The 13,362-nt window shown below is 57.1% G+C and carries 8 protein-coding genes; 7 read left to right on the top strand and 1 reads right to left on the bottom strand.

The genetic code is table 11. The features are described from left to right. Positions 1-419 precede the first annotated feature (419 nt). From BLW05_RS11505 to BLW05_RS11475, 7 genes are all read left to right on the top strand, one after another. Entirely contained in the window at positions 420-3,728 is a 3,309-nt protein-coding gene (locus BLW05_RS11505) for a glycosyltransferase (protein ID WP_093162643.1), read from the top strand. 32 nt (positions 3,729-3,760) lie between these two features. Continuing rightward, positions 3,761-4,798 carry a GDP-mannose 4,6-dehydratase gene (gmd, locus tag BLW05_RS11500; RefSeq protein WP_093162642.1) on the top strand — a complete coding sequence of 346 codons (1,038 nt, stop codon included), beginning with the start codon at positions 3,761-3,763 and terminating at the stop codon, positions 4,796-4,798. A 105-nt stretch (positions 4,799-4,903) separates the two neighbouring features. After that, positions 4,904-5,974, top strand: a complete 1,071-nt coding sequence (locus tag BLW05_RS11495; protein WP_093162640.1) for a hypothetical protein — start codon at positions 4,904-4,906, stop codon at positions 5,972-5,974. 221 nt (positions 5,975-6,195) lie between these two features. Beyond that, positions 6,196-7,200 (top strand): UDP-glucose 4-epimerase GalE, encoded by a 1,005-nt coding sequence (gene galE, locus BLW05_RS11490; RefSeq protein WP_093162639.1) that lies wholly within the window; start codon positions 6,196-6,198, stop codon positions 7,198-7,200. Positions 7,201-7,227: 27 nt separating this feature from the next. Continuing rightward, a complete protein-coding gene (locus BLW05_RS11485) occupies positions 7,228-8,214 on the top strand; it encodes a class I SAM-dependent methyltransferase (RefSeq protein ID WP_143044815.1) in 987 nt (328 codons plus the stop codon). Beyond that, the gene (locus BLW05_RS11480; protein ID WP_177142627.1) at positions 8,211-10,445 is read left to right on the top strand and encodes a glycosyltransferase; all 2,235 of its coding nucleotides are present in this window, start codon (positions 8,211-8,213) and stop codon (positions 10,443-10,445) included. Before BLW05_RS11485 ends, BLW05_RS11480 begins: the two co-directional genes overlap by 4 nt. Continuing rightward, a complete protein-coding gene (locus BLW05_RS11475) occupies positions 10,423-11,529 on the top strand; it encodes a glycosyltransferase family 4 protein (RefSeq protein ID WP_093162634.1) in 1,107 nt (368 codons plus the stop codon). Before BLW05_RS11480 ends, BLW05_RS11475 begins: the two co-directional genes overlap by 23 nt. A 326-nt stretch (positions 11,530-11,855) precedes the next feature. Here the strand turns inward: BLW05_RS11475 and BLW05_RS11470 are convergent, their stop codons facing one another. Continuing rightward, entirely contained in the window at positions 11,856-12,671 is an 816-nt protein-coding gene (locus tag BLW05_RS11470) for a class I SAM-dependent methyltransferase (RefSeq protein WP_093162633.1), read from the bottom strand. Between the last annotated feature and the right edge of the window lie 691 nt (positions 12,672-13,362).

Here is a 13,362-nt window from a genome sequence, read left to right as displayed (position 1 = left end):
GGCCGCCTGGCCCCTACGCCCCTGCTTGAGACCCCACGTTTCGCAGGAGCTCGACAACACCACAAGACAGCCTGCCATGCCGACTGCCCCCCACGGAAAACTAGAGGATGCCTGGCGCCGCGTCTCGGAGGCCTACCAGGACGGACGCATCGTCAGTGGCCTCAAACGCCGCGCAAGGGAGATCCTGCAACGCATTGCGAACCGCCTCGAAGGACGGCCCCGGCTTAAGCGGGCGACTCTTTCGCTGCTTCGAGTCGCCCCCCCGGTGCACAGGCGCCTGAGCGCGATGTTCGACGCCCCGCATCAGCCGAGATTCAGGAACTTGAGAAGACCAAGGACTGAAGGGCCGGCGAATCTGTCGCCGGCCGCACAGAACGCCTTCGATCGACTCACTCGCCAGCTCAGCACAAGGAATCTCGATGCGGATCGTCATTGACCTACAGGGCGCCCAATCGACATCGAGCGGCACGCGCGGGATCGGTCGCTACACGTCGGCGCTCACCCAGGCAATGGCACGATTGGCAGGGGAACATGAAATCGTCCTGGCGCTGAACGGCCAGTTTCCGGACTCGATCGACCCCATCAAGGAAAGACTCAGCGGACTGGTTCTGGCGGAGAACTTTCGTGTGTGGCAATCCGCACCCCTTGCACCCGAATCCAGCGCGGGCTTCAAGAGAGCACAGGAAAAGCTGTACGAAGCGTTTCTTGCCAGCCTTGAACCTGACGTCGTCTTTATCACCAGCCTCTTCGAAGGGCTCAGCGACGCAGCAGTCACCAGCATCGGCAGCTTTCTCTCGATGCCCACTGCAGTCACCTTGTATGACCTGATCCCTTTGATCAATGCGCGGCCATACCTGGACAACCCGACCGTCAAGAGTTGGTACATGCGGAAGATCGGGGCACTGCGGCGCGCGGACATGTGGCTGGCAATCTCCGAGTCATCGCGGCGCGAAGGCATCGAGTATCTTGGTCTCGATCCGGATCGTTGCATCAATGTCTCGACCGCGGCAGACGCGCATTTCAAGGTGATCGAGGTTCCAAAAGAGCGCGAGCAGGCCCTGCGGGCGCGCTACTCACTGCGCAAGCCGTTCATCATGTACACGGGCGGCATCGATCTTCGCAAGAACATCGAGGGCCTGATCCGGGCCTTCGCCCTGCTGCCCACCGAAGTGCGAAACGCCCATCACCTGGCCATCGTCTGCTCCGCACGGCAGGAAGATCGCAAGGCCCTGCTGGAGCTTGCGCGCAAGCAGGGACTTGCCGACGGCGATGTGGTCGTGACAGGCTTCGTGCCCGACCAGGATCTCGTCGAGCTTTACAACCTGTGCACCCTCTTCGTTTTCCCGTCCTGGCATGAAGGCTTCGGCTTACCGGCCCTCGAAGCCATGCGTTGCGGTGCCGTCGTAATCGGCGCGAATACATCGAGCGTTCCCGAAGTCATCGGGTTGCCGGAAGCGATGTTCGACCCGCGGGACGACGCAGCCATTGCGGGCAAGATGCTTCAGGCGCTGACTGACCGTGAGTTCAGATCGATGCTCATCGAGCATGGTCGTCGGCAAGCGGAGACCTTCGGTTGGGAGGCGTCGGCACGACGTGCCCTCGACGGGCTGGAGATGCTGCATGAAACTGGCGGCAAGCGCCTCCAACCGCAGGCGCCCGGTTATCGTCGACTTCGGCCGCGGCTGGCCTACGTTTCTCCGTTGCCACCAGAGCGCAGCGGCATTTCGAGCTACAGCGCCGAGCTTCTGCCTGAGCTCGCGCGGCACTACGACATCGAGTTGATCACCGATCTGGAGAGGCTCAGTGATCCGATGCTTGCCGCGAGCTTTCCGCTTAGAAGCGTCGATTGGTTTTGCGAGCACTATTCCGAATTTGATCGGGTGCTCTACCACTTTGGAAACTCCGAGTTCCACGAACACATGTTCGAGTTGCTGACCGAGATTCCCGGCACAGTGGTCTTGCATGACTTTTATCTGAGCGGCGCCCAAATCTTCAAGGAACTCCACCTGCAGCAGGAGTTTGCATGGGTCGAGCCACTGTATGAATCGCACGGCTACCTTGCCGTTGCAGAACGCTACCGAGCCGATGATGTCGCCGACGTCGTCTACAAATACCCCTGTAGCTTTGGCGTCATTTCGAACGCGCAAGGGGTGATCGTCCATTCGCAATACTCTGTCGAGCTCGCAAAGCAATGGTTCGGCGAATCGATTGCCAAGGAATGGGCGCTCGTTCCGCACTTGCGCGTACTGCCTCCGCGCGACGACGCGGAGCGCGCCGCGGCGCGCCGTGAATTGGGGCTAGGGCCCGACGACTTTCTGGTGTGCGAGTTTGGCCTGCTGGGGCCGACGAAGCTCAACAAGCGCCTCCTTGATGCATGGCTGGCGTCTCCACTCGCAACCGACCCGCACTGCCACCTCGTGTTTGTCGGCGAAAAGGGTGCTCCGCCCTACAGCATCGAGATGGATCGACAAATTGCTGCCACCAAGAATCCGAGAATCAAGATCACCGGGTGGGCCAACACCGAGGTGTTTCATCGCTATCTCGCCGCTGCAGATCTGGCGGTGCAACTGCGCGCTCAGTCGCGCGGCGAGACATCCGGGACGGTGTTGGACGCGATGAGCCGGGGACTCGCGACGGTCGTGAATGCCAATGGGTCCATGGCTTCGCTGCCGCCGGATGCGGTGGCCATGCTGCCGGATACCTTCTCCGACTCGCAGCTTGTCCAGGCACTGGAATACTTGTGGCGAAACCCCTCCGAACGTCTTGCATTGGGGGCGCGCGGAAGGCAGGCGATTGCAACTCGGCATGCGCCAGATGTATGTGCGAGCGGCTATGCGAATGCTATCGAGAGGTTCGCGGCACGTGCTTCGGGCGGGCGCGACGGCTTGATCGAGGCCATCGCCGCGTCTGACGGCCCGATCGACGGAACGGAAGCCGTCGAACTCGCGCGAGCCATGGCTCTAACCCTCCCGCCACCTGCACCAATGCGTTGCATGTTTGTCGACGTGTCTGGGCTTGTTCAGAACGAAAAAGCTGAAACTCATCGTGTGTCCGAGGGGTTGCTGCGAGCCCTTCTGTCGGATCCGCCGGCGCACCATAGGATTGAACCGGTCTACGCTGAGCCAGGGAAGCACGGCTACCGATACGCTCGAGCATTCACGCTGGGTTTGCTGGACTGCCCGGTCGATGCCCTTCAAGACGTACCGATCGATTTCCGGGCCGACGACGTGTTCGTCGGCCTCGACTCGCCGCCGGATCTGGTACTCGAACAACGCGGCTACTACCACCAGCTGCGGCAAGCCGGAGTCCGCGTCGAAATGGTTATCCACAACCTGACACCACCCGTGGAGTGGCTCGAGGTGGTCGCGGAAAATCATGGTGCAATCTGCGTCTCGCGCGAGCGCGCGAGCGAACTCTCTGCATTGCTGAAGGAAAGCGCGACCGAGCCACGACGCCGAAGCTTCAATGTCCGCGCATTCGAGATCGGGGCCGACCTTGAGCCGGTATCGCGAGCGGCAGACGTCCCGAAGAGCGCCACGAGAACCAAGGCCCCTCCCCGATCTGAGAAAATGCCGCCTCTCACCCAGGACCAGCAGGTCGCGGCGGCGTTCAAGGCCGCCCTGTGGGGTGCCACGCCATATGCTGGGAAAGCCGCGGGGACAGAAGCGCAAAAGCCGACCTCACCCTTGGCATCCGCTGCGGATATCGCCGATGTTCAACATCGCTAGTCAGAACTAAACAGGAACGAAGAAGGGTTCTCATGAAAAAACGTGCTGTCGTTACAGGTATTACCGGCCAGGACGGGGCCTATCTCGCCGAACTGCTGCTCACCAAGGGCTATGTGGTCTACGGAACGTATCGGCGGACGAGTTCTGTCAATTTCTGGCGCATCGAGGAGCTCGGCATCCAGCACAACCCGGATCTGCATCTGGTCGAGTACGACCTGACCGATCTCGGCAGCTCGCTGACCTTGATCAAGGAGGCTGAGCCTGATGAGGTCTACAACCTCGCTGCGCAGAGTTTCGTGGGCGTGAGCTTCAATCAACCAGACGCGACGGCTCAGATCACGGGTATGGGCGCGCTGCACCTACTCGAAGCCATTCGCCTGACCAATCCGAAGATCCGCTTCTACCAAGCTTCGACGTCGGAAATGTTCGGCAAGGTTCAGGCAATTCCACAAGTCGAGGACACGCCTTTCTATCCGCGCAGCCCCTACGGCGTCGCCAAGCTGTTCGCACATTGGATGACGATCAACTATCGCGAGAGCTATGGCATCTTCGGTTGCAGCGGCATCCTGTTCAACCATGAAAGTCCGCTGCGTGGCCGGGAGTTCGTCACGCGCAAGATCACCGACTCCGTTGCAAAGATCAAGCTCGGAAAGCTGGACGTGCTCGAACTCGGCAATCTGAGTGCGCAGCGTGACTGGGGTTATGCCAAGGAATACGTGGAAGGCATGTGGCTCATGCTGCAGGCTAAGGAACCCGACAGTTTCGTCCTGGCGACTAACCGGACTGAAACCGTCCGTCAATTCGTTGAGATGGCCTTCAAGGCTGCTGGATATGAATTGCGCTTCCAAGGCGCCGAACAAGATGAAGTTGGCATCGACGTCAAGACCGGCAAGACGCTGGTTCGCGTCAACCCGAAGTTCTATCGACCGGCAGAGGTCGACCTGCTGATCGGCAATCCTGCCCGAGCAAAGGAAAAGCTGGGTTGGGAACCTAAGACGACGCTCGAACAATTGTGCGCGATGATGGTCGAGGCAGATCTACGTCGAAACACCGAAGGCCACTCGTTCTAAGGCCGCTCTAAGCGTCGGCGCGGTGCAGCGCCGATGCCCCCCGTTTACCCTCCCGATTTCGTCGTGCGCAGACGATAACGGGTTCATCTCTACGACCTCTTGCTCATGGCCTACAACATCACTCCGCTTCGACAGCTTGAGCGACTCTACGGTTCCATTTTGCGTGGTGCGACACAGTTGACGCGCGTGAGCGAGTCCAGCGAACGGCAAGAGCAACTTGCTAGGAGCAGCGCCACGGAGATTAGTGCGTCAATCAATAGTGCGCGCGATGCGCTTCTTGAGCGGGTCGAAGCCAGTTCTGCGCAACTGCGGCAACTGAACGCCGCCATTTCGCAATTGACTGAACAAGTGCGGAACCAGGTCCCGCACAACGAAACGCAGCGCTATCTTGCGGACCTCCGGGCGCAAGTGATGAGTGAGACACCCGGCAATCCCGCGATCCACGGCTGGCGATCATTCTCACAGTGCGATGAGGATGGCATCATTCGCGAATGCCTCCGTCGCATTGGTCAAGCAACGCCGCTCTCGCACACATTCATTGAGGTTGGGTGCGCGGACGGAATCGAGAACAACACGCACCAACTCGTGCTCGATGGCTTCACGGGCTGCTGGCTCGACGGCGATTCATCGAAGATTCGTTTTATCGAAGAAGCATTAGGCAGTCACCAAACGCCCAAACTCATGGTGCGCCAGGCGTTCGTCACCCTTGAGTCCATTGAGCGCGTGATCAAGGAATGCCGCGACTTTCTGAACACGGATGACATCGACTTCTACTCGTTCGATATCGACGGCAACGATTTGCATCTCGTTCGCGCCTCCCTGAAGCTAGTCAAACCCAAGCTCGTTTGCGTCGAATACAACGCCAAGTTCCCGCCGCCTACGCGGCTTGAGATGGACTATAGGTCCGACCATCGATGGTCGGGCGATGATTACTACGGCGCCTCCCTGCAGTCGTGGGTCGATATGCTCGAGGGCTACAAACTCGTCAGCTGTAATCTGAGCGGAGTCAATGCATTCTTTGTGAGGAGGGATCTTGCTCACTGCTTTGCCGATCATGGAGTCGATTCGCTCTATCAAACCGCACGCTACTGGCTGGTCGGGCAGGGCGGCGGACATCGGGCCAGCCTCCGTTGGCTCAAGCAATCGGCACATCTGCAGCGTATCGAAGGCCCCTAAGTCGTCGAACTTTGGGCGCTTTCACGAATATCTTAGCGCTACCCCCGGCAGCTCACGAAAGCCTGGAATTCAAGTTTTGCGATTTCGCAGTTGCAAATCGGGCTCGCAAGTCTCTAAATTAAATAAGAATAATCATCAACCAAAAACCCTCGACATGTCGAAACAGAGATAAAAAAAGGGGTTCGACGCCAAGTCGGGATTTTTTCGAAACCCAAAATCCAATGAAGAAAACGATACTCGTGACTGGAGGGGCCGGGTATATCGGCTCGCACACGGTGGTGCGACTGCTCGAGGCCGGAATGAAGGTGGTTGTATTTGACAACCTGTGCAACAGTAGTTCGACGACAATCGAGAGAATCGAGAGAATTTCTGGAACTCGCCCCGAATTCGTGGAGGGCGACATTCTGAATGAAGATGCTATTCTTCACTCGCTTCAGAAATTCTCCGTGGACGCCGTTATTCATTTCGCCGGCCTCAAGTCCGTTGGGGAATCCGTTTCCAATCCTCTGACCTACTATAAGAACAACGTTGTAGGCACACTGAACCTGCTCAATGCAATGCGTCAGCTGAACGTGAAAACGCTCGTTTTCTCGTCATCTGCGACGGTATATGGCACCGGTTCGACGCCGCCCATTGCCGAAACTGCGCCACGCTCGGTGACAAATCCTTATGGCCGCTCGAAACTAATCGTCGAGGAAATTTTGGAGGATCTCTATCGCGCCGATCCAGACTGGAAGATCTCGGTTCTGAGGTATTTCAATCCGGTAGGAGCGCACCCCAGTGGTCTCATAGGCGAAGATCCTCGCGGTATTCCCAACAACCTGATGCCCTATGTCGCGCAAGTTGCAATCGGTCGCTTGCAGTTTCTGAGCATCTATGGAAACGACTACCCGACGATCGACGGAACCGGAATTCGGGACTACATCCACGTAATGGACCTCGCCGAAGGTCACTTGGCGGCGCTGAATTACATCGACAGGAAGCCGGCTCTCGCAGCATTCAATCTCGGGACAGGCCGCGGTGTCAGCGTTCTGCAAATGGTGGATGCGTTCGAGCGGGCCACGGGAAAACGCGTCAAGTACGAGTTCGCCAATCGAAGAAAAGGCGATGTCGCAACCAGTTGGGCCGATCCCTCGCTCGCATTTCAGGAAATGGGCTGGAAGGCAAGTCGGTCGGTCGAAGAAATGTGTGCCGACGCATGGCGTTGGCAATCAACAACTCTATAAGAACACGATTCTTTACCTTAGATATTCATGAAGACTATTATTAGAACAACCGCCAAAAAAATGTATGGGTGGCCCATTCTGGGGCGCCCTCTTCAGATTTTGGCAGCTTTGCTTCGCCTTCCTGAGTTCCGCAAGGACTATGCGATAAGAATTCATTCTATCAATGAAATGCATTCCCGTCAGCAACAGTTCGAGGCATTGCAGTTGCCATCGATTCTTCAGGGAATCGCCGACATTAATCATCGACAAATCGCATCAGTCGGCGACAACGAAAATCTCGTGAAATCAGTTCCAGCCGTCGTGCGAAATTTGACGCGCGATATTCATGCGCTACAAGTGGAGTTGAGAGGTCATACCCAGTCACTGGAGTATCTCTTTGGGCGAGTGGAATTCGTTCGACGCGAGCTAATGTTCGAGATGCGGTATGGTGCCACATCAGCTATGGACAAGAAGACGAACGTTGAAACCGAGACACGGATCATCGCCCACGAGAAAGTCGAGAGCGCAAAGGAAAACGGCATCAGGCTCAATCTTGGTTGCGGTCATGTCCCGCTGGACGGGTACTTGAATGTGGATCGACGCGCGCTTCCAGGTGTCGACATCGTCGCGGAGGTCGATTCGCTGCCTTTCGAAAGCGGCCAAGTATCAGAGATTTCTTCGGCCCATATGCTTGAGCACTTTCCACAAGAGGAATTGCGACGCAAGCTTCTACCCTACTGGTTCTCGCTACTGAAAAATGGCGGCACATTCCGCGCCATCGTCCCCGATGCGGAAGGAATGATCGAGGCCTTCCGATCCAATGAATACACCTTCGATCGCTTGCGCGAAGTAACCTTCGGCGGCCAGGACTACGACGGCGATTTTCACTACAACATGATGACGACCGAGTCTCTTCGCACCCTGCTCGAAGAGGTTGGATTCTCGGAATTCACCGTGATCGAGAAAAATCGAGAAAACGGAGGATGCAAGGAATTCGAGATCGTCGCATGCAGAAGGGGAGAGGTGAGCAAATGACGACCGGTCAACACCCTTCGGTCTCCATCATTATCAATACCGACGGGCGCGCGAAGAGCCTCGCGGTCTGCTTGGAGAGCCTACGTTACCTCCGCTACCCGAACTTTGAAGTAGTGGTGGTCACGGGACCGACTCGTGATGGCACGCACGAGCTGTGCGAATCGTACGGAGACACGATCAAGTACGCGGACTGTGGCGTTCGGAATCTTTCGCACTCGCGGAATGTCTCGATTCAGATCTCGAGCGGGGAATTCGTCGCATTTCTTGATGACGACTCAGTCCCTGAGCCGGAGTGGCTCGACGATGTCATGCCGGCCTTTGCGGATCCGGAGGTGGCGGTTGCGGGCGGATTTCTCCATGATCACACTGGCAAGTCCTACCAATGGACATTCGGCACTCTGAATCGATTTGGAACGGCTGATCTGAACTGGAAGGGTCCGGCGCCTCAGTACAACTTCCCTGGGAGCTTCAACTACCCTCATGTGATGGCCAACAGCGTCTTCCGGCGCTCGGCCATTTGCGAAGTCGGCGGCTTCGATGAGGAATATGAGTACTTTCTCGACGAAAGCGACATCATTCTGCGATTCGTCGACGCGGGATTCAAGGTCGCTCAGCTCGACAAGGGATTCATCCACCACAAGTACATGCCGAGTCACATTCGCAACGACTCGCGGGTGCTGACAAGCTGGTATTCGGTCATAAAGAATAAGACGTACTTCTCGTTCCTCAACGCCAGGGACCATGCCTCCACCAGTGAAATTCTCACGGTGGTGAACAAGACGATCGAGGATTTCAGAAATCAAGTGCACTGGGCGGTCGGAGAGAACAAGCTCAATCGTTCGGATATCGCGCGATTCGAAGAAGAGGTCGACCGCGGCTTGCGCGACGGCATCAGGCGGGGCCTAGAAGGGACGCGAAGACTCCCGGAATCGGCTGGCCTAGAGGGCGTCGAAGGTCTGACGAGGTTTTCGTCTATCGTGCCTGCTGCGGAACAGCGGTGTTTCGTCTTTCTCAGCCGCACCTATCCTCCGGGCAATATTGGCGGAATCGGCCGATACGTACATCAGCTGGCAACCGAGACGGCAAAGATGGGCCACCAAGTCCATGTACTGACCGCGGCCTCCGATCACGACCGCGTGGACTTTGAAGAAGGCGTATGGATTCACAGGATCACTCCAAAGGAGCATCCGCTGCCCGCAGACCTGAACATCCCACAGCACCTCTGGAACTATTCGAGGACGATGCTTGCCGAGGCTCGAGAGATCTCAGACCGCCGGTTCGTCGATTCGGTTTGCGCGCCCATTTGGGACCTCGAGGGTCTCGCATTTCTTAAGGATGGCGAGTTTCCGATAGTTACGGTCCTGCAGACGACCTTGGCCACCTACCTTGACTCCAATCCTGACCGCGCCAACGACAAGGCGTTCATGCGGGATTTCGCCCTCCCCGTACTCGAGGCGGAGAAGTCCCTCTTTCTCAAAAGCGACCGCGTGGTGGGAATCAGCAATGCCATCGTGAAGGAGATCGAAGAATCCTATGGCGTTCAGTTCGATCGCCAAAAGCTCGATCTCGTATACCTGGGCATGCCTGACTGGAGCCAACAAGGTAGCGAAAAACCCGCGCCGCTACCCAGCGATACAAAGCGAGTCTGTTTTGTCGGAAGGCTGGAACCGCGAAAGGGTGCCGACATCTTCCTGACGATCGTTCCTGACCTGCTTCAATCCGATCCAAAGCTTCAAGTCGACGTCGTCGGTGACGATACCATCGTACAGGCAAATGGTCTGACCTTCCGCCAGCAGTTCGAGGCGTCACACCCGGAGATCGCCAGGGGCAGCAGAATCCGCTTCCACGGAAGCATATCGGATGCGCGCCTTCGTGGGTACTACCAGGTGTCCGATGTTGTCGTCGCGCCTTCACGATTCGAGTCATTCGGCTTGGTCCACCTTGAGGCCATGTGCTTCGGATGCGCTCTGGTCGGATGCGCGGCCGGTGGAATGGAAGAGCTAATCGTCGATGGCGAGTCCGGATTGCTTGCGAAACCCGGCGATCGTACGTCGCTACTCCAGTGCATTCAAAGACTCTTGCAGGACGACGATTTGCGGCAGAGGCTCGGACACGCTGCACGGACAAGGTACACGGAGATGTTCCAGTCCGAGCAAATGGCAGTTAAGGTCGTTGACACGTTGAATATGGCGCGGCAAGGGAGGCAGCATGAAGATCGCTTACGTCCATAGCATCTGCAACCGATACGATGCTATTTCTGGCGCCATAAACAACGAAATCGGCTGGCTGCAGAAGCGCGGCCACGAAGTGACGTTCTACGCCTATTCATGCGAGTACGACCACCTCCCTCATCGGCAGGTGGAAGCTGAGCGCGACGTTGTCTTCGATTTGCGCTTCCAGGAAAGCGACCTCGCAATCTTCCATTTCGGCGTCTACTACCCTCTCTTCAACACCGTCATCGCCACGCCGAAATCTGCCAAACGACTGGTGATCTTTCACAACATCACGCCAAAGGAGTTCGTCTCCCCGGCGGCACGAGAGACCATCGACCGCTCGTTCAAGCAGATTTCGAACATGGCGTTTTCGCAACTGGTCATTTGCGACAGCGAAACCAACCGAAATGTACTTTCGGCGGCAGGTGTAACAGTACCCACAAGCGTCATTCCGCTCTCGATCCAGAACATCCCGAAATCGGTACGGTCCAAGCCGAGTTTTTCCGATCACGTGCCACGCATCGTGTTCGTCGGCCGTCTGGTGGCTTCGAAGGGCGTTCTCGATCTGCTCGAGGCAGTACGAAGAATTCTTCAAGCCTCGCCAAATCGACGCCTACAGATGGACATGATCGGGAATTTGAGCTTTTCCGATCCTCAAGTGGTCGAGGAGGCCAAATGCAGAATTCAGACTCTTGAATCGACATATGACGGGTTGAGCATAGAACTGCACGGCAATGCCACGGAAGTCAAAAAATATCAAGTTCTTTCCGAGGCCGATCTATTTGTACTGCCCACGCTGCATGAAGGCTTTTGCATACCGATCCTCGAGGCGCTCAGTAACGGGTGTCGCGTCGTCACCTACGAAAATTCGAACACGCCCGCAATTAGCGGAGGTTTCGCCGATCTCGTAGAAACAGGAAATCTTGACGCTCTTTCGGCGACCGTCAGCCGCGTTCTGGAAGAAGTCTCCAGCGATTCCTGGCGGAATCAGGGTGGGCACGCACTGTGGGCAAAGAGCGCGCTGCAGTACACGAAGCAATTTTCACCGGACGCAGTCGAAGCACAGTTCATCAGAGCGGTCGAGCGATTCGCCGGTTCGTAGCCCGGAGTCTCAGTCTTAGGCTGGGAGGCCAGCAGGTCTCGTTCAAGCTAATTGATGGTGAGCGTCCGTCCGGTTCTGCCAGCGCCGCAGTGCAACTGATCGCTACTTATACGACTCGCTCGGGCATACACCGGGCTCAGGACATCATCACGCGCTCTTGGGAGCTTCGCTCAACTACGCCGACGAGAGGAGAGCGGCGGCACACGACAGTACCGCCCGCAGATGACCTCACGCCGCCACCGCCGCCGACCGCCATGAGCGACAGAAAACTGACGCTCGACCGCTCAGTGACGAGCGCCATGCTGCTCGACCGCCCCCGTCAACGCTCACCTTTTCAGGATCACGAATCCAATAGACGTAGTGACATACTTCTCTTCGACCATCAGCTTCAGATGTTTGTTTCGATTGTATGGTGGCAGGTCTACGTATTTGTCCAACTCGCCGTCACCCATATTGAAATTGATCGGCAGAAAAACGTTGCCCTGCCGTTCTACCAAGGATTTCAGTCGCAGGATGTCCTTCCTGCGGTAGAGCGACAAGCCTTGGCTCTCGAACGTCTCTTCGTCGCCCTTGATATTCAGTTCCGTGGTGTGCACCGCAACACCACCAGCCTTGAGACACTTATTGGCATCCAGAACGAAGTCGATGCCATGCTGCAGGGACCCCAGGTGCTCTAGCGCGCAGGAGGACCAAATAAAGTCATGCCGCCCTAGGTCATCCGGGATGGCGTTCATGTCAACCGGCCGAAAGCTGACATGCTTTTCGAATTGCTCCCAAGGGCATACGCCCTCGTAAAAATAATCCCTAACATTCGTGCTACCCCAGTAGGCATCGCCCTTCTCAACTGGCTCGATATCAGTACAGACGACATTGACACCACGGCGGGCCATGACTGCCGCGAGCGGCTCTTTCCCGCAACCAAAGCCAAGACCCGAAAAGCCTGGCTGCAAGGCACATAGTTGCTCGAGAGCGCGCAAGATATAGATGTATTCCCACTGCTTGCGGTGGAAGAGTTTATCCTGCCCAATTTCCAGACAAATGCGTTCGTACACTGCCTCGGAGAATTGCCGGGACGTGCAAACCTGTGACGTCACGGTTTCCAGAGTTGGCTCAGCTTGAGCCGGATTAATAGGCGCCGCCATATTCTCTTTCGTCAGTTTCCAGGATGGAATTGTGTCCGCTGGGGCGCGGACGACACGACTGTACTGCACTACTGGATCTAGTCGGCGCCGGGGCGCATGTACTAGGCCTCTGGGACTCTTCGACCCGCCACTCAGTCCATATGCGTGGCTGGTGCTTGGCTCGCGGGCACCAACACGGTCAGAGAGAGGTCATGACCCTTGTTGCCTTCGGGTGCTCCGCACGTTCGACCCTCCTCCAGAAGACAGCAGGTTGGCGATCCCGGTGCTCAAACGCAGTACCCGGTACCGAGGCCCCAGACCGCATGCAGCGCTCGACGAGTGCGTGCTTAAAGGTACTGCCGACGTGCGGACTTCGAACGTGAGTCTTGCGGACACCGTACGCACCTGTTTGATGACGTGGACACGCCATCCGCTGAGCAGATCACCCGTTCGCCTCTTCAGTAGCTTGGGCACGCACGCGGGACCTTACCGATCAAGCGCCACGAGCGCAATCGGGCTCGGCTACTTCCAGTCTGATGCAATCCTGCTGGACATCCAAAGCCACGTGAGTCTTGCTAGCGCTGGCAGCTGACGACGCCGCAAGCCACAGCATGTAGCTTTGCATTTCTTGGACGCAATCTTCGACGTTGGATATCGGGCGCCGATCTACTGGAGGAACGACCATCCCATTTGAACCAACATTTAAAACGTA

This window comes from Variovorax sp. YR216, assembly GCF_900107745.1.
GTDB lineage: Bacteria > Pseudomonadota > Gammaproteobacteria > Burkholderiales > Burkholderiaceae_C > Variovorax.
The sequence above is the reverse complement of the archived record's forward strand: the minus strand, read 5'-3'. Positions and strand labels throughout refer to the sequence as shown.

Bases quoted from the DNA above. Each gene is read 5' to 3' on its own strand.
- BLW05_RS11480 (WP_177142627.1), top strand. From the start codon at position 8,211: ATGACGACCGGTCAACACCCTTCGGTCTCCATCATTATCAATACCGAC.
- BLW05_RS11470 (WP_093162633.1), bottom strand. From the start codon at position 12,671: ATGGCGGCGCCTATTAATCCGGCTCAAGCTGAGCCAACTCTGGAAACC.
- galE (WP_093162639.1), top strand. From the start codon at position 6,196: ATGAAGAAAACGATACTCGTGACTGGAGGGGCCGGGTATATCGGCTCG.
- gmd (WP_093162642.1), top strand. From the start codon at position 3,761: ATGAAAAAACGTGCTGTCGTTACAGGTATTACCGGCCAGGACGGGGCC.
- BLW05_RS11495 (WP_093162640.1), top strand. From the start codon at position 4,904: ATGGCCTACAACATCACTCCGCTTCGACAGCTTGAGCGACTCTACGGT.
- BLW05_RS11475 (WP_093162634.1), top strand. From the start codon at position 10,423: ATGAAGATCGCTTACGTCCATAGCATCTGCAACCGATACGATGCTATT.
- BLW05_RS11505 (WP_093162643.1), top strand. From the start codon at position 420: ATGCGGATCGTCATTGACCTACAGGGCGCCCAATCGACATCGAGCGGC.
- BLW05_RS11485 (WP_143044815.1), top strand. From the start codon at position 7,228: ATGAAGACTATTATTAGAACAACCGCCAAAAAAATGTATGGGTGGCCC.